Origin of the sequence: Halomonas sp. AOP7-E1-9 (assembly GCF_052376035.1) — a bacterium.
In the GTDB taxonomy this organism is placed as follows: domain Bacteria; phylum Pseudomonadota; class Gammaproteobacteria; order Pseudomonadales; family Halomonadaceae; genus Vreelandella; species Vreelandella citrativorans.
Map to the genome: position 1 here is coordinate 12,264 of NZ_JBQSVC010000024.1, position 24,048 is coordinate 36,311.

General features: G+C 54.9%; 22 protein-coding genes and 2 pseudogenes. 14 read left to right on the top strand and 10 right to left on the bottom strand.

Features of this window, described 5'->3' with window-relative positions; genetic code table 11:
* A complete protein-coding gene (gene pyk, locus ACT3R4_RS13035; RefSeq protein WP_193055091.1) occupies positions 1-1,479 on the bottom strand; it encodes a pyruvate kinase in 1,479 nt (492 codons plus the stop codon).
* 254 nt (positions 1,480-1,733) lie between these two features.
* On the opposite strand from pyk, the gene gap reads away from it, so the two are divergent.
* The 6 genes from gap (at position 1,734) to ACT3R4_RS13065 (ending at position 8,012) form a co-directional block, all read left to right on the top strand.
* A complete protein-coding gene (gap, locus tag ACT3R4_RS13040) occupies positions 1,734-2,738 on the top strand; it encodes a type I glyceraldehyde-3-phosphate dehydrogenase (protein WP_172118285.1) in 1,005 nt (334 codons plus the stop codon).
* A 177-nt stretch (positions 2,739-2,915) separates the two neighbouring features.
* Positions 2,916-3,086: a hypothetical protein gene (locus ACT3R4_RS13045; protein ID WP_172118284.1), complete on the top strand. Its 171-nt coding sequence runs from the start codon at positions 2,916-2,918 to the stop codon at positions 3,084-3,086.
* Positions 3,087-3,265: 179 nt separating this feature from the next.
* Positions 3,266-4,771 carry a glucose-6-phosphate dehydrogenase gene (zwf, locus tag ACT3R4_RS13050; protein WP_441679273.1) on the top strand — a complete coding sequence of 502 codons (1,506 nt, stop codon included), beginning with the start codon at positions 3,266-3,268 and terminating at the stop codon, positions 4,769-4,771.
* A gap of 1 nt (position 4,772) precedes the next feature.
* Complete coding sequence (gene pgl, locus ACT3R4_RS13055; RefSeq protein WP_441679274.1) at positions 4,773-5,438, top strand: 6-phosphogluconolactonase; 666 nt, start codon at positions 4,773-4,775, stop codon at positions 5,436-5,438.
* A gap of 34 nt (positions 5,439-5,472) precedes the next feature.
* Complete coding sequence (locus ACT3R4_RS13060) at positions 5,473-6,135, top strand: bifunctional 4-hydroxy-2-oxoglutarate aldolase/2-dehydro-3-deoxy-phosphogluconate aldolase (RefSeq protein ID WP_172118281.1); 663 nt, start codon at positions 5,473-5,475, stop codon at positions 6,133-6,135.
* 281 nt (positions 6,136-6,416) lie between these two features.
* A complete protein-coding gene (locus ACT3R4_RS13065; RefSeq protein ID WP_172118280.1) occupies positions 6,417-8,012 on the top strand; it encodes a solute:sodium symporter family transporter in 1,596 nt (531 codons plus the stop codon).
* A gap of 139 nt (positions 8,013-8,151) precedes the next feature.
* Here the strand turns inward: ACT3R4_RS13065 and ACT3R4_RS13070 are convergent, their stop codons facing one another.
* The 8 genes from ACT3R4_RS13070 to edd form a co-directional block, all read right to left on the bottom strand.
* The gene (locus ACT3R4_RS13070) at positions 8,152-9,036 is read right to left on the bottom strand and encodes an SMP-30/gluconolactonase/LRE family protein (RefSeq protein WP_441679275.1); all 885 of its coding nucleotides are present in this window, start codon (positions 9,034-9,036) and stop codon (positions 8,152-8,154) included.
* Entirely contained in the window at positions 9,036-9,644 is a 609-nt protein-coding gene (locus tag ACT3R4_RS13075) for a 2-dehydro-3-deoxy-6-phosphogalactonate aldolase (RefSeq protein WP_441679276.1), read from the bottom strand. The genes ACT3R4_RS13070 and ACT3R4_RS13075 overlap by 1 nt, the downstream gene beginning before the upstream one ends.
* Complete coding sequence (locus ACT3R4_RS13080) at positions 9,641-10,633, bottom strand: 2-dehydro-3-deoxygalactonokinase (RefSeq protein ID WP_441679277.1); 993 nt, start codon at positions 10,631-10,633, stop codon at positions 9,641-9,643. Before ACT3R4_RS13080 ends, ACT3R4_RS13075 begins: the two co-directional genes overlap by 4 nt.
* A gap of 49 nt (positions 10,634-10,682) precedes the next feature.
* Positions 10,683-11,831: a galactonate dehydratase gene (dgoD, locus tag ACT3R4_RS13085; protein ID WP_192527687.1), complete on the bottom strand. Its 1,149-nt coding sequence runs from the start codon at positions 11,829-11,831 to the stop codon at positions 10,683-10,685.
* A gap of 69 nt (positions 11,832-11,900) precedes the next feature.
* Entirely contained in the window at positions 11,901-12,617 is a 717-nt protein-coding gene (locus ACT3R4_RS13090) for a FadR/GntR family transcriptional regulator (RefSeq protein ID WP_441679278.1), read from the bottom strand.
* A gap of 150 nt (positions 12,618-12,767) precedes the next feature.
* Complete coding sequence (locus ACT3R4_RS13095) at positions 12,768-13,730, bottom strand: carbohydrate kinase family protein (protein ID WP_441679279.1); 963 nt, start codon at positions 13,728-13,730, stop codon at positions 12,768-12,770.
* A 42-nt stretch (positions 13,731-13,772) separates the two neighbouring features.
* On the bottom strand, positions 13,773-14,741 hold the full coding sequence (gene glk, locus ACT3R4_RS13100) for a glucokinase (protein ID WP_441679280.1): 969 nt from the start codon (positions 14,739-14,741) through the stop codon (positions 13,773-13,775).
* The gene (gene edd, locus ACT3R4_RS13105; RefSeq protein WP_441679281.1) at positions 14,738-16,630 is read right to left on the bottom strand and encodes a phosphogluconate dehydratase; all 1,893 of its coding nucleotides are present in this window, start codon (positions 16,628-16,630) and stop codon (positions 14,738-14,740) included. Before edd ends, glk begins: the two co-directional genes overlap by 4 nt.
* Positions 16,631-17,047: 417 nt before the next feature.
* On the opposite strand from edd, the gene cobT reads away from it, so the two are divergent.
* From cobT to ACT3R4_RS13145, 8 genes and pseudogenes are all read left to right on the top strand, one after another.
* Positions 17,048-18,094 carry a nicotinate-nucleotide--dimethylbenzimidazole phosphoribosyltransferase gene (cobT, locus tag ACT3R4_RS13110; RefSeq protein WP_441679282.1) on the top strand — a complete coding sequence of 349 codons (1,047 nt, stop codon included), beginning with the start codon at positions 17,048-17,050 and terminating at the stop codon, positions 18,092-18,094.
* A complete protein-coding gene (cbiB, locus tag ACT3R4_RS13115) occupies positions 18,091-19,056 on the top strand; it encodes an adenosylcobinamide-phosphate synthase CbiB (protein WP_441679283.1) in 966 nt (321 codons plus the stop codon). Before cobT ends, cbiB begins: the two co-directional genes overlap by 4 nt.
* The gene (cobD, locus tag ACT3R4_RS13120) at positions 19,053-20,174 is read left to right on the top strand and encodes a threonine-phosphate decarboxylase CobD (RefSeq protein WP_441679284.1); all 1,122 of its coding nucleotides are present in this window, start codon (positions 19,053-19,055) and stop codon (positions 20,172-20,174) included. Before cbiB ends, cobD begins: the two co-directional genes overlap by 4 nt.
* Positions 20,158-20,694: a bifunctional adenosylcobinamide kinase/adenosylcobinamide-phosphate guanylyltransferase gene (locus ACT3R4_RS13125; RefSeq protein ID WP_441679285.1), complete on the top strand. Its 537-nt coding sequence runs from the start codon at positions 20,158-20,160 to the stop codon at positions 20,692-20,694. Before cobD ends, ACT3R4_RS13125 begins: the two co-directional genes overlap by 17 nt.
* Positions 20,691-21,461: an adenosylcobinamide-GDP ribazoletransferase gene (cobS, locus tag ACT3R4_RS13130; RefSeq protein ID WP_441679286.1), complete on the top strand. Its 771-nt coding sequence runs from the start codon at positions 20,691-20,693 to the stop codon at positions 21,459-21,461. The genes ACT3R4_RS13125 and cobS overlap by 4 nt, the downstream gene beginning before the upstream one ends.
* Complete coding sequence (locus ACT3R4_RS13135) at positions 21,398-22,051, top strand: histidine phosphatase family protein (RefSeq protein ID WP_441679287.1); 654 nt, start codon at positions 21,398-21,400, stop codon at positions 22,049-22,051. Before cobS ends, ACT3R4_RS13135 begins: the two co-directional genes overlap by 64 nt.
* Entirely contained in the window at positions 22,003-22,437 is a 435-nt protein-coding gene (locus ACT3R4_RS13140) for a bifunctional adenosylcobinamide kinase/adenosylcobinamide-phosphate guanylyltransferase (protein ID WP_441679288.1), read from the top strand. The genes ACT3R4_RS13135 and ACT3R4_RS13140 overlap by 49 nt, the downstream gene beginning before the upstream one ends.
* A gap of 207 nt (positions 22,438-22,644) precedes the next feature.
* A pseudogene (locus ACT3R4_RS13145) lies at positions 22,645-22,998 on the top strand (transposase); the annotation flags it as partial.
* Here ACT3R4_RS13145 and ACT3R4_RS13150 read toward each other — a convergent pair.
* A pseudogene (locus tag ACT3R4_RS13150) lies at positions 22,995-23,945 on the bottom strand (IS481 family transposase). The pseudogenes ACT3R4_RS13145 and ACT3R4_RS13150 sit on opposite strands and share 4 nt — an antisense overlap.
* Positions 23,946-24,048: the final 103 nt, after the last annotated feature.

Here is a 24,048-nt window from a genome sequence, read left to right on the forward strand (position 1 = left end):
TTATTCTCCTGATGTTTCCTGCTCAATAGCGATAATCTTCATGGTGTTGGTGCCGCCATGAGCGTTCATATGATCGCCGCGAGTCAGAATGATATGCCCACCCGGGCGTGCCAGACCATAGGCTTTAAGCAATTTCAGCGCCTGTTGGTTTACTTCGGTGGGCTCCATTTGGGTGGTGTTGAAGGGGAGCGATACCACGCCACGGTAAAGTGCCATGCGGCGCTGGGCAACGGGACTATGCGCCAAGCCAACAATTGGCAGGCCAGAACGAATGCGCGAGGCAATCAGTGGTGTGTAACCGGTTGATGTCATGCAGGCAATCGCGCTAACGCCGGTTAAATGGTTCGCGGCGTACATGGCCGAAAGGGCGATGGTTTCATCCATGCGCTCAAAGCCTTCATGCATGCGGTGGCCAGACGACTGTGCCAGCCGCTCGCGCTCGGCGCCTAAGCAAACGCGGTCCATGGCTTCAACGGTTTCTACCGGAAATTCACCGGCTGCCGTTTCTGCTGAAAGCATAACGGCGTCGGTCGCATCCAGCACCGCATTGGCCACGTCGAACACCTCAGCGCGTGTGGGCAGCGGGGATTCGATCATCGACTCCATCATTTGGGTGGCGGTAATCACGGCGCGGTTAAGCGAGCGGGCATGTTTGATGATGCGCTTTTGGGTGCCTATGAGTGCTTCATCACCAATTTCTACACCCAGGTCGCCACGCGCCACCATAACGGCTTCAGAGGCAATAATGATGCCGTCCAGCGTTTCATCATCTGCCACTGCCTCGGCACGCTCCAGCTTGGCGACCAGGCCAATCTCTTTGCCTTCTTCGCCCAGCAGTGCGCGTGCTTCCCGCATATCGTCTGCTGAACGCGGAAAGGAGACCGCCAGATAATCCACGCCGATTTCCACTGCCGTTTTTAAATCGGCCTTATCTTTGTCGGTTAAAGCGGGAGCAGAAAGGCCACCGCCCTGTTTGTTGATGCCCTTGTTGTTGGAGAGCTTGCCACCCACATGAACACTCGTGTGTATTTCCTGGCCCGCAATGGAGGTCACATCCAGAACAACGCGGCCGTCATCCAGCAGCAACCGGTCGCCGGGGGCTACATCATCAATAAGTGATGGGTAGTCACAACCAACGCGTTCACTGTTGCCCGCATTGGTATCCAGCGCCATGTCTAGAATAAACGCTTCGCCTACTGATAAATGAATAGGGCCTTCAGCAAAACGCGCGATGCGAATTTTAGGACCTTGTAAATCGCCTAGTGCTGCAACACATTTACCTAAGCGCTGGGCGATATCGCGAACATCTTGTAGGCGTCGACGATGATCATCGGCAGAGCCGTGGGAGAAGTTAAGTCGAACGACATCGACGCCTGCCGTGATCATCGCCTCAAGAATACCTGGCTGGTCGCTGGCAGGGCCTAGTGTGGCAACAATTTTGGTACGGCGAAGCGGCAAAGGTGAATTCGATAGGCTCATGAGCAGGCTCTCCTTAAATATTAAAAAAAAGCAAAAAACCAGTGTTGTCAGACTGCAAGGTGACTGCTTAATTGTCGGCGTGAAGTGTAGACGACCATAGTGATAATATAGTAATTTTACTACAAATAGGTTATTCAATAGCCAGTAAAGCAGCGTTGTAAGCGATTTTGTTCTTTTTAAAACGCTTTTGCGTGTCTTTTTGGTAATTTTTTTACTTGAATGAAGCCATCCACCACCGAGCATGAGGTGTCAGCATGACGATCAGAGTTGCTATTAATGGGTTTGGACGGATCGGCCGTAACGTCTTACGCGCCCTGTATGAAAACGATTACCGTGACAAAATTCAGGTAGTGGCGATTAATGACCTTGGCGATCCTTCGCTAAATTCGCATTTACTACGCCACGATACGGTGCATGGGCATTTCCCCTTCACTGTAGAGCACGACGCAGAAAGTATCAGCGTTGACGGCGACCGGATTGCGATCTCTTCCGAGCGCGACCCTGCCAGCCTCCCTTGGGCATCCATGAATATCGATTTGGTCATGGAGTGCACGGGGCTGTTTACCAAGCGAGAAGCCGCTGCCAAGCATTTGGAAGCGGGCGCTAAACGAGTACTGATTTCGGCACCCAGCCCGGATGCGGATGCAACGATTGTTTTCGGTGTTAATGATGACGTGCTGACTGCTGAGCATAAGGTTGTCTCCAATGCCTCCTGCACGACTAACTGCCTGGCACCGGTCGCCAAAGCGCTGAACGACACTATAGGTATCGAAAACGGCCTGATGACGACTGTTCACGCTTATACCAATGACCAGAATCTTTCGGATGTTTACCATACCGACCCGTACCGCGCACGCAGCGCCACTCACTCCATGATCCCGACCAAAACCGGAGCCGCCGCTGCGGTGGGTTTGGTGCTGCCTGAGCTGGAAGGTAAGCTGGATGGGCTGGCCGTGCGCGTACCGGTGATTAACGTGTCGCTGGTGGATCTAACCTTTAACGCAGGGCGCGATACCAGCAAGGAAGAGATCAACCAGATCCTCGAAAAGGCCGCTGCCAACTCGAGCGTACTGGCTGTCAATGCTCAACCGCTGGTATCCATCGACTTTAACCATGATGCGCATTCATCAACATTTGATGCCAATCACACCCGTGTGAATGGTCGCTTGGTAAAAGTAATGGCGTGGTACGACAACGAGTGGGGTTTCTCCAACCGTATGCTGGATACCGCCATTGCGATGCAGGCAACCGCAAAATAGTTATTTTTGAAGTGCGCTGTTAATGTTTGATTTAAAGGCCGAAAATTTATTTTCGGCCTTTATTTTTAATAAAAAGAATCTTTTTTAATAGGACTGCATCCAAAACGTCTCCTCGCGTGTATCCCCTATACAGCCACCATTTACGGCGGTTGATAATAATCCTCAAGGAGACTGAAAATGACCACTCATCATTTCACGCGTACCGCACTAGGCGCAGCGCTGATCGCATCCTTCAGTCATGCCGCACTAAGAGGCCTATGGCTGGCAAGCGAGCCAGCGCATAAGTGCCCCAGCTATGGAGGTCATTCTTCCTATGGTGGCGGCATCAGTGGGGGTATCCAGTGGTAGCGGCAGGTGCTATCAAGCACGTAGAGTGTGTTTATAGCGAAATAAAAGCGCGTCGAATCGCTCCAAAAATATTTTATTGTAGTAAAATTACATTAAATATTGCGCATGATGCCTTTTTTTAGATAGATTTTAGGTAATCTAACCACGTAGACGGTCGTGGATAATAAATAGGAGCAGAGATGAGCCAGTCATATGCCTCCCCAGGCGCCCCATTAGGTGAACGTGACCATGCCATTGATCTAGCGCTTTTCGGGGCGTTGGGCGACCTCGCCATGCGCAAGCTGTTTCCTGCTTTATATCATCTTGACCGTGAAGGCCTGATGCCTGAAAGCACCCGCATTATGGGGCTGGCGCGTCAGGAGCATGATGTGGCGTCGTTCAGGCAACTGGTTGGCGGCGCATTGCGTAAACGGCTCAAAAGCAGCGAACTAGAGGACTCAAGCTTTGAGCGCTTTCTAAATCGTCTGGATTATCGTCAGCTCGATTTTTCAACAGTAGAGGGCTTTGAAGCCATTCGCGAATGGCGAGAAGGCTCAAAACAACCGATGGTGGTGTACCTTTCTGTTGCCGCGCGTATTTATGGCGATATTTGTCACCATCTTCAGGCCAGTGGAAGTCTGGACGAAGACTCCCGCGTCGTTGTTGAAAAACCGATTGGCTACGATCTGACATCGTCTGAACAGATCAACAATGCCATTGGTGCCGTATTTCCTGAGTCACGGGTATACCGCATTGACCACTACTTGGGTAAAGAAACGGTTCAGAACCTGATTGCGCTGCGCTTTGCCAATCCGCTCTTCGGCACTCAGTGGAACCAGAATCATATTTCCCACGTTGAGATTACCGTGGCCGAAAAGGTCGGTATTGAGGGGCGTTGGGGCTATTTTGATGATGCAGGCCAACTGCGTGACATGGTGCAGAACCACCTGCTGCAGCTGTTATGTCTGATCGCCATGGACCCGCCCTCTAACCTGGATGCGGATGCCATTCGTGATGAAAAGGTAAAAGTGTTGAAAGCGCTGAAACCTTTTACAGGGGAGGCGCTAGGGCGCGATGTGGTACGCGGGCAATATATTGCCGGCACCAGCGATGGCCAAGCGGTGCCTGGTTACCTGGAGGAAGAGGGCGCTAATACCCAGAGCCAGACGGAAACCTTTGTTGCGATGAAAACCGAGGTGTCTAACTGGCGTTGGGCGGGTGTGCCTTTTTATCTTCGCACCGGTAAGCGGATGCCCGAAAAGCTTTCGCAAATTGTGATCCATTTCCGCCAGCAGCCGCACTATATCTTTGATCCGGACCAGCGCGATATTGCTTCTAACAAGTTAATTATTCGCCTTCAGCCGGAAGAGGGAATTGCCCTACAAGTACTTACCAAAGACAGTGGCTTGGATAAAGGCATGCGTTTGCGCCCAGGGCCCTTACATCTTGATTTTAATAGTGCCTTCCCTAAATCACGTATTCCCGATGCTTATGAGCGCCTCTTGCTTGAAGTCATGAAGGGCCAGCAATATCTGTTTGTACGCCGTGATGAGGTGGAACACGCTTGGCGCTGGTGCGATCAGTTAATTGCCGGTTGGCAGAGTCGTGAAACCCCACCGAGGCGCTATCCGGCGGGCTCCTGGGGGCCGGTTGCCTCCATTGCGATGATTACCCAGGATGGTCGCAGCTGGTACGAGGATTATTAACATGAGCCAACAACGTCAAAAGCTGGCGGAACAGCTAGCTGAAGCGGTCGCGCAGGCCTTGAGTGAAGATCTAGACCGCCAGGAGCGCGTGCTTCTGGTCGTGTCCGGTGGCTCGACCCCGGTGCCTTTTTTTAAAGCCCTGGCTGCCAAGCCGCTAGCCTGGTCGCGTATCGATATCACGCTGGCAGATGAGCGCTGGGTGGATGAACAAAGCAGCGACAGCAACGCCAGGCTGGTGCGTGAAAACCTGCTGCAAGGCGCTGCCGCCGCGGCGCGTTTTGTGCCGCTAACCGCAGAAGCTTCAACGCCGGAAGAGGGCGTCGCGGCGGTAGCCGAACAGACCGCATCGCTTAGCTGGCCAGCCAGCGTGGTGATACTTGGTATGGGCGGGGATGGCCATACAGCCTCGCTGTTCCCGGATAGCCAGGAACTCGGGTTAGCGCTTTCTACGGATGAGCCGTTGGTGGCGGTGAGAACCCCTAGTCAACCACAGCCGCGGATTACCTTTTCAGCGTCCCGGCTACACCAGGCACATCGGCATATTTTACATATTACCGGTGACGATAAGCGTGCCGTACTGGCCAATGCCTTGAACGGCGATGATGTGCGGCAACTGCCAATACGTGCCTTTTTGTCATGCCCCTTGGCTATTTACTGGGCACCTTAACAATCAATTAATAATAGATTTCCGGAGACTTACGATGTCGATAGATAAACAGTTACCTTCAACGCGCACCGCTGAACTTGACAGCATTTGCCTTAAAGCGGAAGTGATTCCGGTGATCACCATTGATCGCCTTGAAGATGCCGTGCCGCTTGGAAAGGCCCTGGTAGAGGGCGGTTTAACGGTTCTCGAAGTCACCCTGCGTACCGACTGTGCGCTGGAAGCCATTAAGCGCATGCGTGAAGCGTTACCCGGAGCAAGCATTGGTGTGGGGACCGTACTCACCCCTGCTCAATATCGCCAGGCCGAAGAAGTAGGTGCTGACTTTGTCGTAACGCCGGGCACGACCGAGGCACTTTATCGTTACGGTATCGAAAGCTCAGTACCCATGCTGCCGGGTGTTTCGACCATATCAGAGCTGATGACCGGCTGGCAGTTCGGTTATCGCCGCTTCAAGTTCTTCCCGGCGGAGTCCAGCGGTGGCGTTAAAGCACTCAAGGCCTTTGGTGCTCCGATCCCTGGCGCGAAATTCTGCCCCACGGGCGGCATCACGGTCGAGAATGCGGCATCCTACCTGTCACTGCCCAACGTCATGTGCGTAGGTGGCTCCTGGCTCACGCCCGCCAGGTTGGTTGAAGCCGAAGATTGGGAAGGCATTCGCAAATTGGCTCAGGAAGCCGCTGAACGTTTTCATCATTAATGGAGCGCCTGGGTTTGTACGCCCAAGGCTATTTCAAGGGCTATTCCAAAGACTATTTCAAGGGCTATCCACAGGTTTAGGCGATTTCTAAAGGTCTTCCTGCCCAATCACCGGGCAACGTCATGTTGCCCGGTTTTTTTATGCAAAATAACACGTTAGGTAAGACCAAAGGGGGATAAACGTTAATCCACCGCTCCGTTAGAATCTCTACGGAGATATGTCAGACATTTATTCGCACTGCGCATGTACAACACGATGACTAAATAATGGAGCAAGCCAACATGCATATGCTGACCCTGGCGTCTTTCCTGTTTTTTACAGGGCTGGTCGCTTTTATTACGTGGCGTATCACACGCCGGGATGATCACTCCAGTACCACTGGTTATTTCCTGGCAGGGCGCTCGCTGACCTTCCCGCTGATTGCGGGTTCGTTGCTAATGACCAACCTCTCCACTGAGCAGATGGTAGGCCTAAACGGGGCTGCGTTTGCCGATGGGCTAAGCGTTATGGCATGGGAAGTCGTTGCAGTTATCGCGTTGGTCGCGCTGGCGCTGTTTTTCCTGCCGCGCTTTTTAAAAAGCGGTATTACTACACTGCCGCAATTGCTGGAAATCCGCTTTGATAAAGGCACCCAGCTGATTACCAACGTTATTTTCCTTATTGCCTATGCCGTTATTTTGCTGCCGATCATTCTCTATTCTGGTGCGATTGGCTTGCAGGGGATGCTGGACCTGCAAGGGCTAACCGGTATTCAGTCATCAAGCACACTGCTTTGGCTAACCGTATGGATTGTGGGCATTATCGGTGCGATCTATGCCCTATTTGGCGGGCTACGTACGGTTGCCGTTTCCGACACGCTGAACGGTATTGGGCTGTTAGTGGGCGGTTTTGTGGTCGTCTATTTTGGCCTTCAAGCGGTGAGTGGCGGTACGGGCATCATGGAAGGCTGGAGCATTCTTAAGCAGAGCGACCCGGATAAGCTCAACTCGATTGGTGGCTCAGAGCAGCAGGTGCCGTTCTTCACGCTGTTTACCGGGGTCTTTCTGATTAACTTGTTTTATTGGAGCACGAATCAGCAGATTATCCAGCGAACGCTTGCCGCCAAAAACCTGGCCGAAGGCCAAAAGGGTGTGCTGCTGACAGGGCTTTTTAAACTGCTTGGCCCGCTGTATCTCGTGTTACCAGGTATTATTGCCTATAACCTGTATGCTGATCAGGGTGTGCAGGCTGATGAAGCCTATGGGCACTTGGTGTTTAACGTTCTACCGCCTTATTTAACGGGTTTCTTTGCGGCGGTTATGGTCGGGGCGATTCTGTCCTCGTTTAACTCCGCGCTTAACAGTACCACCACCATTTTCAGCCTGGGTATTTATAAAGGCGTGCTGAATAAAGACGCTACTGAGCAGGAGGTTGTTAAATCGGGCAAGATCTTTGGTTGGATCATGGCGATTATTACCATGATTATCGCGCCACTGCTGGCCGGGCAGGATAGTCTATTCGGCTACCTGCAGAAGATGAACGCCATTTACTTTATTCCTATTCTGGCTGTTGTGTTGGTGGGGCTACTGACCAAACGGGTACCTCCCATGGCCGCCAAAATAGCGCTGGTGGGCGGCTGTTTATTGATCGCTGCTGGTTACTTTGTGCCGCCATTTAATCTCTTGCCTGAGATTATGAATGAGTTCCACTTCGTCGCATTGGTGTTTGCCTTGTTAGTGGTGATGATGCTGATTGTTGGCAAGCTACGTCCGCGCGAAACGGACTGGGTGCAGGAGCATGTCGGCGGTGTTGATTTAACGCCCTGGAAAGGTGCACTACCCTCAGGTGTCGCGCTGATCATTTTAGTGATCATTATTTATATAAGCTTTGCTGGATAATTGTCGATTAGGCGCTAAAAGCTAGCCCTGTTAGCAATAGCCCTGTTAGCAATAGCGCTGTCATCAATAGCCCAGTAACAGAAAGGCCCCGTTAGTATCAACTAGCGGGGCCTTATCGTTTTAGCGGCTGTTGTTGAATTTATGCAAGCCGTAGCGGCGGTTCGGCGAGCCCGGCTATGTCGATTTGCACGGAAAATAGCGCGCCAGCGTTCGGCTCTTTGGCAAGCTGCTCTGAAGTGAAACCCTCTTGAGCCGTCGTGATATACAGCGTTTTAAGCTCTGGGCCTGCAAACACCGGGCAAGAGGGTTGGCTGGCTGATAGGTGCACTCGGCCAATAGTCTCACCGTCAGCGTTTAAGCGCACAACCTCGCCAGCACCCCAAAGCGCTAGCCATAGGCAGCCCTGGCTATCCATCACGGCGCCGTCGGGGCTGCCAATATGACCGGAAAAATCCGCAAAAGGCTCGGGTTCTCCGAGCGGCCAGCCTTGGTCATCCAGCGCCCAGCGCATCACAACGCCGGTTGGTGTATCCGTAAAGTAAGCGGTGGTGCCATCGGGTGAAAAGCACAGCGCATTAGGAATGCTAAGCCCGGTACGCAGCTGGCTTAGCTTGCCGCGATGCAGTCGGTAGAGGCTGCCCGCCTGGTGCTCAGCCTGTTTTCCCATGCTTGAAAACCACAGGCTGCCATGCCTGTCCACACGTGCGTCATTGCTGCGCGTAACAGGGTTATCGGCTTCAACATCGGCAAAGTGGGTAATGTTGCCGCTTTCAGGGTCGAAGTGGCTCAATGAGCGCTCACCCACTAGTAGCAGGCGGCCATCCTCAAGCGGCGCGGCCAGAGAAACCATATCGTCTAGCGCTACATGATCATGCTGCTGGCTGGTGTGAGAGAGCCAGTGCAAGCGCTTGCCAAGAATATCGCACCAGTAAAGCCGTCCGCTGCTGGCTTGCCACTGCGGGCCTTCTCCAAGCAGGCAGCCGCTATCTACTGCGACAGTTGCCTGCCATGTGGGTAATGACATTATTCTTCTCCGGCTTTCTTCCAAGCGTTAACTAACGCAATCGCCTGTTGGGCAACCGCCTTGGCGCTTTGCCCGGGTTTATAAAGTGCGCTGCCCAGGCCAGCACCATCTACACCGGCTGCTCGCCAAGCGGCGAAGTTATCGATGCCAACACCGCCTACGGCGTACAAACGAGTGCCTACAGGCAGTACGGCGCGCACGGCTTTCATACCTTCCAGCCCGACCTGGATGGCAGGAAAAAGCTTAAGCCCTGTCGCGCCAGCGTCAAGTGCATCGAATGCTTCGGAAGGGGTAACAATGCCTGGCCAGCTCGCCATCTCAAGACGATGCGTTTCTTCAATCACATTGGGACGACAATTAGGCGAGACAATTAAACGCCCACCAGCGGCATGAACGTCTCGCACTTGTGCGGGGGTAAGCACGGTGCCCGCGCCAATGACCGCCTGCTCGCCAAAGGCGTTGACTAAGCGGCGAATGCTCTCTAGTGGCTCCGGCGAGTTAAGCGGCACTTCAATCTGGGTGATGCCTGCGTTAAGCACCGCATCAGCAACGTCGATAACGTCATCGGGCGTTACGCCTCGCAAAATTCCGATCAGGGGTAACGTCATAGAGCTCTCTCTGCATTATTTGTTAGCGCCTGGTGGGCGAGTCGAAGACCTGCCAGTACGGCGGTGTCGCCCTCAACGTGATGGGTCTGAAAACCGAGCGCATTAAGGGCCAAATGGTAACGATGACAAAGCGCTGGATTACCAATCAAGGTAACCGTTTCATCGGTAGATAATGATTGGCAGGCGCCCGCTAGCTCAAGGCCAATCGCAAGGCCAGAAAGCCGTGCCGAGAGCACGCTTGCCCGGGTGTTACCCATGGGCAGGCGGCTATCAAGTAAATCCTGCGCCCGCAGGCCGAACAGGCGGCTGCTAAACGTCTCTGGGGCCGCGTTTATCTCGCTGACGGCGGCGATGAACGCATCGCGGCAGGCGGGCTCGTTTAGCGCATCGCTGCCAATGGAGTGCTTTAGAACCGACTGATTCGCCAGTAGCTGATAAAGCTCGCCTGTTAGATAGGTGGTGAACTGTGTTACCACGCCTGACTCAATGCTCGCCCATTTGGAGTGGGTGCCCGGCAGGCAGACCCGACCTGAAAAATCGGGCGCTTCGGCCGCCAGGCCAGCAAGCTGGGTCTCTTCTCCGCGCATGACATCAAAATGCTGAGCCGCGCTGTGGGTTTGGCTCAGACCGGGCAGCAGATGCACACGCAGCTGGCCACCAACCAGCCTAGGCATCACCGCGCCGTGGCTAAGCTGGTCAAGCGAGATAGGCACCGGCAGGTAAGCGGCTTCCAGCCAGCCTTGTCGAGCGCCTGCCATGCCGCACACCATTACCGCTATGTGGTCGTTGGCAGGTAGCCAATCGCCCACCAGGCGCAACAGTTCAGCCTCGTATTCATCTGGCGTGAGCGAAAGCATGCCCTTATCGCTGCTGGCGTTGGCGATCACCTGGTCTTGCTTATCGAGCCCCCAGGCACGCAGGTTGCTGGAGCCCCAGTCCACCGCGATCCAGGCGAGCGTTTGCGGTAATGCATCAGAATCGGTACGCATGTGACGATATCTCCACGAATAAGGTTCTCCACGATTCAGAAAGCAGGGCTTACCACTCAGCGATAGAACCGTCGTCGTGCGTCCATACCGGGTTGCGCCAGCGGTGGCCTATTTTTGCGCGCTCTTCAACATAGGCTTCATCAATTTCTACGCCCAGGCCGGGGCCTTGGGGAATAGCGCAAAAACCGTCGGTGATACTGAGGGCTGTTTTGTCTACCAAGTAGTCCAGCACGTCATTGCCCTGGTTGTAGTGAATCCCCATGCTTTGTTCTTGAATGAAGGCGTTATGGCAGACAGCATCCAGCTGAAGTGAGGCGGCCAGGGTTAACGGCCCAAGCGGGCAGTGGGGCGCCAGCGCCACATCGTAGGCAGAGGCGAGGGTGGCGATTTTCAGCCCTTCGCTAATGCCGCCACAGTGGGAAATATCTGGCTGGATAATATCGATCATGCCATCGGCCAGCAGGTCGCGGAACTGAAAGCGGGTATGCAAGCGTTCGCCGGTCGCCAAGGGGTAGCTCAACCCGCCCGCAATATCTTTCAAGCAAGGCAAGTGTTCCGGTGCAACGGGCTCTTCAACAAACATGGGATGGTAAGGCTCAAGCTCACGCAGTAATGCTTTGGCCATGGGGCGATGGACGCGGCCATGAAAGTCGATACCGATACCCACATCCGGCCCAACGGCCTCGCGCGCCTCACGCACTCGGGCCACGGCTTCATCGACCTTGCGATGAGAGTCGACGATTTGCATTTCGGGCGTGCCGTTCATCTTGAACGCGGTAAAGCCTTTTTCGACCAGCGCCTTGGCACCAGCGCCCACATCGCTCGGGCGGTCGCCCCCGGTCCAGGCATACATGCGCATTTTGTCACGCACCGCTCCCCCCAAGAGTTGGTGAACGGGAACACCTAAATCACGTCCTTTAAGGTCCCACAGTGCCTGGTCAATACCCGCAATGGCGCTCATCAAAATGGGGCCGCCGCGATAGAACCCAGCACGATAGAGCGTGTTCCAAAGGTGTTCGATCCGATGAGGGTCCTGGCCAATCAGGTAGTCGGAAAGTTCGTGAACAGCCGCTTCCACCGTTGCGGCACGGCCTTCGATAACCGGCTCGCCCCAGCCATAACAGCCTTCATCGGTTTCGATTTTAAGAAACAGCCATCGGGGAGGGACTTGCCATGTTTTAAGACGCGTAATTTTCATACGATGTAATCCTCACGGTTAGCCGAGTGGGTACGGCAAACGTTATTGCAGAAGTTGGTTTCAGCCCAGCTAGACGATGCCCAGGTCGATAGCGGTGCGCCGCAATACCTCGCGCGCAGCGGTGTCGGCCGCGTTAATGTCGCCGGCTTTAATCGCATCCAGTACGTGGCGGTGCCGGGTTAAACTGTCATCGAGTGTTTTAATATCGTGTTGCGAGCGATATACCAGCGCCATGATTGAAGGGCGTAATAAATGGCCCATTTGCCGCCACACCAGGTTATGCGTCGCTTGGTAGATCACATCGTGAAAGGCAACATCGAACTCAATGTGCTGGGCGCGCGCGTCAGGATTGCCTGCCGAACAGCGCATACCTTCAAACGCCGCTTCCAGACGTGTAATGTCATCACCGGTGGCCGCTTGGGCCGCTAATCTCGCAACCGTGGGCTCTGCTGAGAATCGAAAAGCGTAAATTGCGCGCACGAGCTGAGGGTCCAGGTTGACGAGCCCTGTCATCCATTCGCTCATCAATGGGTCAAGCAGGTGCCATTCACTCATTTCACGAACCAGCGTGCCTCGGCCCGCCGTGCGCTCTATAAGCCCGGCGGCCGTTAGGCTTGCTAATGCGTTGCGTACCTGATTGCGGCTGACGGCAAAGTGTTTGCCGATATCCAGCTCCTTGGGAAAGACGTCACCGGGCTGCCAGTGGCCGGTTAATAGCGCCCTGGCCAGTAAGCGTGCCAAGTGTTCAGCGCCACCGTGGTGGGCGGGCAGGGTATCCAGCGTCATGGGATGTCTCTATGAATGACGGTAATAGCGTGAGCTTATTAAATGTCAGACATTTTAACAACCAGACGAAAGTTGGTTTTAGGTGGGCCTTTTTTAAAAGGACTGTTTTTAAAGTACCGTTTTTAAAAGGACGAGTCTTGGAAACTGCTTTTAACGCGGCCGAAGTGCGGCAATATCATCCTGAGTGGGTAGCGCGGCGTACGCGCCAGGCCGAGTAACGGCATGAGCCCCACAGCGGCAGGCAGTCTCCACGGCAGCGCGTAAGAAAGCGTTATCATCGTGCCAACCTGGGGCAATGCCGTGGCGAGAAAGCTCTGCCAGTAGGCCACCAATAAACGCATCGCCACCCGCTGTCGTGTCCACCGCTTGTACACTGGGCGGCGCAATGTGCTGTGCCATGGCAGCACTTTTAAGCACCACATCGTTAGGGCCGTCAGTAATCAAAATGACGTTGACGCCTGCGGCCAAACGCTGGTTAAGCCAGGTGTCCTGAGACTGCTCGCCGCGCAGGTAATCAAGCTCCTCAAGCGATATCTTGAGCAGCTCGGCAGTGTCTAAAAGCTGCATCACCAGGCCAATATCGGCGGCGGCATCTGCCCACAAATTATGTCGCAGATTGGCGTCAACGCTCACCAGACAGCCAGACTGCTTGGCCATGTTTGCCAAGGCGAGGGTGGTTTCGGCAATGTCAGGGTCGGTTAGGCTATTGCTGCACAGATGCACGATGGCTGGCGTTTCAAATACTCCTTGGGGCAAATGATGAATGCGATAGAGCAGGTCAGCGGCCGGTGGGCGGTAGAAGTCAAAGGTGCGTTCGCCGAGGGCATCTCGGGAGACAAACGCGAGTGCCGTACGGGCCATTTTAGTTCGCATAACGCCATCGGTATTAACACCGTGGCTATCCAGTTCCCGAATCAAAAAATGGCCAAATGTGTCATCGCCGACCATACCTAAAAAGTGACTAGGCACCCCAAGTCGAGCACAAGCGACGGCAACATTAGCGGGCGCACCGCCAGCGTAAGGAGTAAAGGTTTCTTGGCGGTCGTTAGCATCGCCTAAGCGGCTTGAAAGCATATCCACCAGCGCTTCGCCAAACGCAATAACAGAAATCATGGGTTGTCCTTGTTGTTTTTGAGGTTGCTGCCGCCCTGCGCGTTAAAACACTTCTTCGTTATGTAGCGCTTCGGCAGCGCCTAGCAGGCCTGTCCATGGGTGAGTGACGACCCAGATAGGAATATCCGCATTATAGGTGTGCATACGCCCTTTATTGATAAAGGCCGTATGTAGCTCGCTGTTGGGCAGCCAGTCCAGCAGGCGTGGAACAATACCGCCACATAGATAAACGCCCCCGCGAGCGCCCATCGTCAGTGTTGCGTCGCCACACACATCCCCCAGGATTTTTAGAAACCGCAGCAGCGTGCGGCTGGCTATTTCATCACCCTGCTGGGCAGCCTGAGTCACCTCGGCAGCAGTGGTAAATGCTGGCGCTATGCCTTCAAGGGCGCAGTCAGCCGTATACAGGTCAACAATGCCTTGGCCACACAATAGGCGCTCTACGCTGACGCGCGGGTAGTGCTTGTGTAGCTCATCCAGCAGTTCACGCTCTCGAATATCGGTGGGGGCAAACGTAACATGGCCGCCTTCGGTGGGCAGCGGAATCCATGCGTGCAGGCCAGGGAAAACGCCCGCCACGCCCAGCCCCGTGCCCGGGCCAATTACCAGGCGCGCTGCATGTTCTTGAGGCGTGCCGGGCTTCACTTCCACCAGGTCGTGATCTGGCACGTGGGGGATGCCCAATGCCTGAGCGGTGAAATCATTAATGACTTTAAACAGCGAAAGGTTCAGCGTCTGCTGAACCTCGCTTTTTAAAAACTGCCAGTGGTTGTTGGTCATTTTGACCTGCTCGGCATGCACCGGGCAGGCAAACGCTAAGCAGGCCTCGGTGGGCGCGTTACTACCGGTCGCGCCCACTTGGCTCAAATAGTCCTGGGCGGCTTCCACCACCCCTGGGTAGTCGGCGCAGGGTAGGTTGAGAATGTGCTGGGGCGTTTTCTCCCCCGGGGTGACCAACGCAAAGCGGGCGTTGGTTCCCCCGATGTCGCCAATGAGAGCAGGTCGGCTCATTGGTCCTCCTGCTCGATTTTTTCCAGCTCTCGGGAAAGAACGTCAGCTTCAAAGCCGCCAAACACGCCTGCGCCTTCTTCGGCTTTGGTGGCCAAGTGGCGGAAGCCACCGAAAAGCTCGCGACCCATGCCAAAGTGGTTCTGCTCAAGATTGGCCTGCGCGCAAGGTCTGGCATCAAACGTGGCGGCATCCATCAGTACGTTAAGTTCGCCGGTTTCGGCATCCAGGCGCACAATGTCACCATCCTGCAGTTTGGATAGAGGGCCGCGGTCAATGGCTTCAGGTGTGACATGGATAGCGGCAGGCACTTTGCCTGAAGCGCCCGACATGCGGCCATCGGTCACTAGGGCCACTTTAAAGCCACGGTCTTGTAGCACGCCTAAAAACGGCGTGAGCTTGTGCAGTTCGGGCATGCCATTGGCTTTAGGGCCCTGGAAGCGCACCACCACGATGACATCGCGGTCCAACCGACCCGATTCAAACGCCGCTTTTACCTGGTTTTGATCATCAAATAGCTGAACAGGCGCCTCAACGATGCGGTGTGCCTGCTTCACTGCGGAAATTTTAATCACGCCGCGGCCCAGATTGCCGTCGAGTACGGTAAGTCCGCCAGTTGGCGAGAAAGGATTGCTGACCGGACGGAGTACCTCTGAGTCGAGGCTGGATTCAGGGCCTTCGCGCCAAGTGAGCTTGCCATCTTCAAGGAAAGGCTCTTGCGTGTAGGCGGTCATGTCCGTACCAAAAACGGTAGGAATGTCGCCATGCATAAGACCCGCTTGGAGAAGTTCGCGAATCAGCAGGCTCATACCGCCTGCCGCCTGGAAGTGGTTAACATCCGCCTGGCCGTTGGGGTAAATGCGGGTCATGCTGGGTACCACTGCTGAGAGCTCGGTGAAGTCGTCCCAGTTAATGGTAATGCCCGCCGCGGCTGCCATGGCCACCAGGTGCAGCGTGTGGTTGGTTGAGCCGCCGGAGGCCAGTAGGCCGACAATTGCGTTAACAATCGCTCGCTCATCAATTTGCTTATAGAACGGGCGGTAGTTGCCGCTTTGTTCGGTATTGCGAATGGCCTGTTCCGTGGCGTAGCGGGTGAGCGCTTCACGCAGTGGGGTGCCAGGGTTAACAAAGGAGGCGCCGGGCAGATGGAGGCCCATCATTTCCATCATTAACTGGTTGGAATTGGCGGTACCGTAAAATGTGCAGGTGCCGGGGCTATGATAGGACTGGGATTCGGATTCCAACAGCTCGTCTCGGCCAACCTTGCCTTCAGCATAAAGCTGGCGAACGCGGGCTTTTTCGTCATTCGGGAGGCCGGTGGTCATGGGGCCACCAGGCACAAACATGGCCGGTAGATGGCCAAAGCGTGCAGCGCCAATAAATAGCCCAGGTACAATTTTATCGCAGATACCGAGGTAAAGCGTTGCATCAAACATGTTGTGAGAAAGTGCGACCGCCGTCGCCATGGCAATCACATCGCGGGAGAACAGCGACAGCTCCATGCCGGGCTGCCCTTGGGTTACGCCGTCGCACATGGCGGGTACGCCGCCTGCGAACTGGGCGGTTGACCCCATGCCCCGCGCGGCTTCTTTAATAACCGCAGGGTAGTCTTCGAAAGGCCGGTGAGCAGAAAGCATATCGTTATAGGACGATACGATGCCCACGTTGGCGCTATTGGTTAGCTTGAGTCGGCCCTTGTCGACAGGCACATCGCAGCCGGCAAAGCCGTGCGCCAGGTTCCCGCAGGAAAGCTCGCCACGATGAACGCCTTGCTTATGTTGGTCCGCCATATGCGCTTCGTAGAGCGCACGCCGCTGCCGAGAACGTTCACGGATACGTTGAGTAACCTTGGCAACGGTAGGATTTAACGTAGCAGGTGTTGGGCTCGGCATAATGACCTCTGCATGATAGAAACGGCACGATTTGTGTAGTTATTTTACATATTTTTATGCTGTTTTAAGTAAATAAAAAATAAAACAGGTTATTCGTTTGGTTTTATTACTATATCCAAGACCTTGCGGCTCATAATCTCTTTAGATTCAGGCAATGGCACAGTCTCTTGGCGGCTCGCTTAAGCAAGTCTAGTATAATCCAATTGCCTCTATCGAGTTCCGCCTGCCATGCTTGATGGGCGGCTCCATCATTATTGAGCTGGCGCACAACCCTTCCTGGATGACTGGCTGTTCATCGCTACTGTTAGCGGCTAAAAAGCCAGGTGCGCGGCGATGAAAGAGCAACGTTAAAGCCCCAACGTTTGTTACTATTTGAGGCTTAACTGTCTGTTTTCTTTTACGCTACCGGAGCTCGCTATGCATTCCCTAATTGCCCAGATACAACCTGTTGATTGCGCTGCTGGTGATAGGGCAAGGGCGTATCTGGGCACGCTTACCAAGCCGCCTGGAAGCCTTGGAATGCTAGAGCAGTTGGCGATTCAGCTTAGCGAAATTAGCGGTGAACGTGCGCCTACCCTTACGCCGCCTGGGGTCGTGGTGTTTGCCGCGGACCATGGCGTTGCCGCCGAAGGCGTTTCTGCCTTTCCCCAAGCGGTTACGGCACAGATGGTCGCCAACTTCGCCAGCGGAGGTGCGGCAATCAACGTGTTTGCCCGGCAGGTGAACGCCAGGCTTGAGATCGTCGATGTGGGTGTCGTTAGCGATGTTGATATGCCGGGCGTGGTCGTCAATAAGATACGTCGCGCCTCGGGAAATATCGCGACCGAAAATGCCATGCTCCCTGAGCAAGCTCAGCTGGCAATTGAGGCAGGCATTAATGCCGTGAGGCGCGCTCACCAGGCGGGTTGCCGTAGTGTAATAGTAGGCGAGATGGGCATTGCCAACACCACCGCAAGTAGCGCCATGCTAGCGGCCTTGACCGGTACGCCGGTTGCTCAGGTAGTGGGCGCAGGCACAGGGCTTAACAGCCAGCAGCAAATACATAAGGTGAATGTTATTGAGCGAGCGCTTGCGGCGCGGCATTTTGAGGCGAGTCAACCGTTAAGCGTGCTGACCGCCTTGGGTGGGCTTGAAATAGCCGCGATGACCGGCGCCTATTTGGCTGCGGCCGCTTATCGCCTGCCCGTCATTGTCGATGGTTTTATTGCTAGCGTGGCCGCACTGACTGCCTGCCGAATTTGCCCCGCTGTAAGCGGCTATCTTGTATTCGGTCATCGCTCTGAAGAGCCAGGCCACGGGGTAGCGCTGGAAGCGCTTGAGGCAACACCGTTACTCGCGCTGGGCATGCGTCTGGGCGAGGGAAGTGGTGCTGCGCTGGCTTTCCCTTTGCTCCAAGCGGCTACCGCCATGATGGCTGAAATGGCGACGTTTACCTCAGCCGGTATCGCGGACAAAACAGCGTGACCCTGCTACTGCTTATTACCCTCGCTATCGGGTTGGATTTACTACTAGGCGACCCTCGCTCGTTGCCGCACCCGGTCGTTTTCATTGGTCGCATGATCAGCTTTTTAGAAAAGCGCTGGAATCGAGGCACTGATTCACAGCGAGAGCGCCGAGGATTTCTACTCACCGCAACCGTCGTCATTGGCGTATGGGGTGTTAGCTGGTCAGTGCTTGCGCTGTTAACGGCGATTAACGTTTGGCTTGGGTTAGTTGCAGAGCTCTGGCTGCTGGCTACAACGCTTGCCATTAAAGGGTTGGCGGATGCAGGCCGAGCCGTCGCGGTACCGCTGGCTAACGGCGATTTGCCGGGCGCACGCCAAGCGCTTTCCATGATTGTAGGGCGCGATACGGCAGCGCTCGATGAGGCTGAAATCACTCGGGCGACGGTGGAAACCGTGGCTGAAAATACCGTGGATGGTATTACCGCACCGCTGTTTTTTGCCATGATAGGTGGGGCGCCGTTAGCTCTGGCGTATAAGGCGATTAACACGCTGGACTCCATGGTAGGTTACCGTAACGAGCGCTTTGAAAATTTTGGCTTTGCCTCGGCCAAGCTGGACGATATTGCCAACTGGCTGCCTGCCCGAATCACCGCGTGTTGCCTTTGGTTAGGCGGCATTTTATTGGCCTTGGTGGCCAACAAGCCGCTACGCTGGCGAGGCGCGCTACGTGCCACTTTCCAAGAGGCCCCGCGTCACCCAAGCCCCAATGCCGGCTGGCCAGAGGCCATGGTTGCCAAGCTATTGGGTGTGCAGTTGGGTGGGCTTAATACCTATCAAGGCGCTATTTCTCGGCGCGCAACGCTTGGCGAGCCACTGGCGCCACTAAACGTGACGCACATTGGGGCGACCATTCAACTAATGCATGTAGGGTGGCTGCTGTTTATGGTGCTGATGGGGTTGCTATGGGTGGGGGTAAGGTGAGCTATAAAGCAGAGCAGTGCGTCTCTCACTGGCCAAGCCATGGTGGCCAGCCAGCCGCACTTTTAAAGCGCTTTGGGCTACCCGATGCGCACCCGATAGAAGACTTTAGCGCCAACCTTAATCCGCTTGGTCCGCCTGAGTGGGTGGCAAACGCGCTCACTACGTCGATTGCGTCGCTAGCCCATTACCCGGCACCTGATTATCGCGTGGCTCGAGAGGCGATAGCCGCCTACCACGGCGTTACGCCCGAGCAGGTACTGCTGACCAATGGGGGCGCCGAGGCGATTTTTTTAGCGGCAGCCCGGTATGCAGGCAAACGCGCCGCCATCGTGACGCCTGGCTTTGGAGAGTATGCGCGCGCCTGCCGCGCGCACCGTTTGCCAATTACTTATATTGCGTTATCCGCTCCAACGTTTGAGCTTGATCTCGACGCATTAATGGCATCGCTAAAAGACATCAGCGTACTGTTTTTATGCCGCCCCAATAACCCTACCGCTACGTTGATTCCACTGAGTACCATGCAGGCGTTATTGGCCCGCACGGCAGCGATAGGTTGCGATGTGGTGGTTGATGAAGCGTTTGTCGATATGACCGTGGAGGAGGGGGAGAGAGCGTCGTTAACGCCCCTGTTGGCCGAGTATCCGCATTTGCTACTGCTACGCTCGATGACCAAGTTTTATACGTTGCCGGGGTTACGCGTAGGCTACGTGCTGGCGTCTTCGGCGATCATTCAAACGCTGGTGGTGCATCAACCGCCCTGGAGTGTAAATCAGATGGCGGCTGCGTTGGTGGCGCCGCTTCTTCGGGATGCGGTGTTTGCTGAGCAAACTCGCAGCTGGCTAAACCAGCAGCATCCGCTGATGGCGGCATCTCTGCCTACAAAAGAGCTTGATGTCGTCACCAGCACGACGAATTTTTTTCTGGTAAGGCCTAATAACACTTTGCGTGAAAGGGGGCTTACCAGTAACGTACTTTTTGAGCATCTGTTGCGAAACGGCATACTGGTTCGTCATACGCATAACTTTGCAGGTCTGGACGGTGATTGGGTGCGCATTGCCCTGCGTGGCGCAACAGCGAACCAACGATTATTAAAGGTACTGAATGATTGTCTTTGTTAGTGGCGGCGCTCGCTCGGGGAAAAGCGCAGTGGCCGAGCAGCAGGTAATAAAAGCCGCCAAGGGGAGCAGTTGCTACTACATTGCTACTGCGGAGGTTTATGACGCAGAGATGGCGGCTCGAGTGGCACGCCATCAAAGCGCACGGGATACGCGTTGGATCACGATAGAGGCACCCATTGCCATTGACCAAGCGATCGCACAAGTGCCCGATGGCGCCGCTGTATTGTTGGACTGCCTGACACTCTGGGCCAGTCAGGTGCGTTATGCGGGTGGTTTAACTGACTCCCAAGGCAAGGCGCTGTTAGCAAAGAGCGTACAAGATGCGCGTTCGCGAGGCATTCACCTGGTGCTGGTGTCCAACGACCTCAATGAGGATCTGCCTTCACCTGATAAAGAACTCTGGAGTTTCCTGACATTTTTACAGTCACTGCATTGCTGGCTGGCGGCTGAGGCAAACTCGGTGCTTGAAGTGGTGGCTGGGCATGCCATTGAGTGGAAACCCAAGAGTGACCCTTCATGAAAAATGCTTTTTATGGTGGCGCGCTTGCCCTGCAGTTTTTAACCCGCTTACCAGTACCGATTGCTTGCCCCTGGACACCTAAAACCCGCCGCTGGGCTATCCGTGCCTATCCTCTGGTGGGGCTATTGTTGGGTAGTTTGTTAGCGCTGCTGGCGCTGTTGCTTCAAAACGCGCCCACGCCAATTGCCGCACTTGCGCTGCTCAGCCTATGGGTGGGCTTGAGCGGTGGCTTGCACCTGGATGGAGTAATGGATTTAGCCGATGCGCTGGGCAGCAATCAACCGCTGGCGCGCCGCTGGGAAATCATGAAAGACCCCCAAATTGGCAGTTTCGGCATCTTGGCGCTGCTTTTTTTGCTTGCCTGGAAAGGTGTCCTGCTTTGGACATTGCTGCAATACGACGCCCCGCTTTGGTGGTTGGTGGTGCTCCCCGCGCTAGGGCGGTGGGGCGGCACGATGCTGCTGGTATTCACGCCATGTGCTCAACAAACAGGGCTGGCCTGGGCCTGGAAACAGTCGCTTGACCTGCGTGATGTACTGCTGGCGCTGGTGCCTTTGCTGCTGCTCGCGCTTGTTTGGCCGGGCATTATGGCAATGTGCCTTGCGACGGGCTTATTTGTAGTAGCCAGCCGATGGGCGCTGATGACACTGTTCCAGGGTATTAATGGTGATATGGTGGGCGCGACGATAGAAGGAGGTGAGTTGTGGCTGATGGGGTTAATGTTGAGCTGGTGGTGGTACGCCATGGCATTACCGCCTGGAATGTAGAGCGCCGCTATCAGGGGCAGCGCGATATTCCGCTGTTATTTCCTGATGCTGAAGAGGGGCTTTTAGCACTTCGCGAAGCGCTAGCAAGCGAGCGTTTTGACGCGATCTATTCAAGTGACCTTCACCGCTGTCAACAAACGCTTGAATGGATTCAAGCGGCCAAGCCGGGTGTGCCGCTACGTTTGGAGCCTCGCCTACAAGAATTCAATTTTGGTGATTATGAAGGCAAGGTTTACGATGAACTTAAAGACTTGCCGCATTATCGTGCCTGGGTGGATAGCGTCGGCGAGCTACAGATCCCAGGTGGCGAGTCCGCGGCTCAGCTACGTGAGCGCTTGGCGCTTTGGCTTGCCGATGTAGCGAAAGATGCCTTGGCGCATGGGTATCAAAAGATTCTGGTCGTAACGCATGGCGGCGTTATCCGCGAGCTTCGCCGCCGCTTTGAAACGATTGAGTTTTGGGATGGCGTGGTGACTCAGGCCCAAGGAAGACGCTGGCAATTGACGTATCACCCCGGCGATTGTGGAAAAGGAGAGTGGCTATGCAACTGTTCATCGGCGGTGCCTGTGCCGGTAAGCGAAGCCTTGTAAAAACACGTTTTCCAAGTGCTGTCTGGTGGCGATTAGCGCCTGGGCAGCGCTTACGTGAGTGCGCCGGGGTAATGCTGCCCAGCACACCATTAATACTGCATGGCGTACTGGAGTGGCTCTCAGCCTCCATGGACTCAGATGCAGGAAGCGATGGCTGGCGGTCACAATGGTGCGATGATTTAAATGAGCTTCTGCAGTTTGCCAAGGCGCAGCAAACAGCGCTGGTTATTATCGCCAGCGATATCGGCCGAGGCATTGTGCCCATCGAGCGCCATCAACGCCGCCTGCGTGATTTAAACGGCTGGTTTAGCCAAGACGTAGCGGAACGTGCCGAGCACGTTTGGTATGTGCGCCATGGGTTGGTGCAGGGATTACCTAATAAGTAGCAGCACGTTTTTCTTTAGTACGTTAGTTTTATCCTGCTTTTGTAAGAGATCTCTTACTTTTTTGTAGGATATTGTCGCTTTGCGCGCTTAAAGGGTTGTTCTTCAGTGAGTTACCGCTACTCTGGACGTTTTTCTTTTTACTACGTTCCAGGGAGTGGCGGTAATCCTCCCGAAAAATAATCGCGTTGATAAGTGGGATTTTGTAACCTGGAAAAGGTCAGATTGCCGGGCCGTTCAGGTCGACCTCGCAAACGCAGCCGTTACATCGTGGCAGACAAGGGGTACGACAGTGACGTGTTACGGCGTTATTGCACGCGTTACGGCATGCGCCCGATTATCCCGCAGCGCCGCATGCATCGGCGCCCGAAACCAGGTCTGCCCCATCAGTTTGATCGGCCCAAGTATCGCCAGCGTAACGTGGTGGAACGCCTATTTGGCTGGTTAAAGGAAAAACGTCGACTCAATACCCGTTACGGTAAGCTGGTCAGTAGCTTTAAAGCCATGGTGACACTGGCCTGCATCGAGCGATGCATGAGAGCCGACTTTTCAGACAGAACCTAACTGTTTGGTCCCGCAAAGAAGTGGTTCGGGTCATCATAAAATCTTTGAGGCTCTTTTTGCCACTGTTCAAGAATAAATCCGACGGGTGTCTTGCCTTTGAGCGCCCTGAGAGGGCGAGCACTGTTATAAGCCCATAGATAATCCTCCAGGTGAGACTGAAGCTGAGCCAGCGAGGTGTAGTGAAACGTCCGGATGGTGGCTTCCTTGAGCGTCCGATTCATCCGCTCAACCTGGCCGTTGGTCCAGGGATGGAAAGGCTTTGTCAGCCGGTGCTCGATCCCGTGACGGTAACAGACGACATCGAAGGTATGCGGCTTATAGGCTTCTGTGCCTGCCTTCTTCGCAAACTAAACCCCATTATCGGTCAGCACGGTGTGGACTCGGTAAGGCAACACCGCCAACGTCGCTTCGAGAAAGTCAGCGGCGATCTGCCGGGTCATCTGGCGATACAGGCATGCATGAACGAACTTGGATGTCCGATCCACCGCGACGAACAGATAAGCCTTTCCCTCGCCGGTACGGACCTCACTGATGTCGATATGCAGGTAGCCGATCGGATAGCGCATGAAGGGCTTCTTCTCACGCTTATGGAGGCTATCCCTCGGCAGCTGGCTAATCCCGTGCCGCTGATAAAGGCGGTGCAGGCTCGACCGGGTCAGCGAGGGGATTTCCCGCTGAAGCGCATGGAGGCAGTCATCCAGCGGTAGCAGCGTCTTTTGCCGAAAGGTGACAGCGGCGGCTTCTTCCAGTGGCGTGAGCGACGTGGAACGAGGGGCTGTCGGCCCCATGCGGGTATCCTCCACGGTATCTCGGTGACGCCACTTGCGTACGGTCTTGGGGTTGATGCCGTAGCGTCGACTCAGCGTCGTGACCGACCCCGTCGATCGCTGTATTTCTGTTCGGATGGCGTGCGTGGTCGTGGCGCGTTTGTGAAGAATCTGAGCCATGGGTCATCCTCCGATAATGGTTCATAACGTAGACCATTACTCTTCGGGACCAAACACCTAACCAACTCTACTTATCGCTCCGGTTATAAATGGGGGGATTACC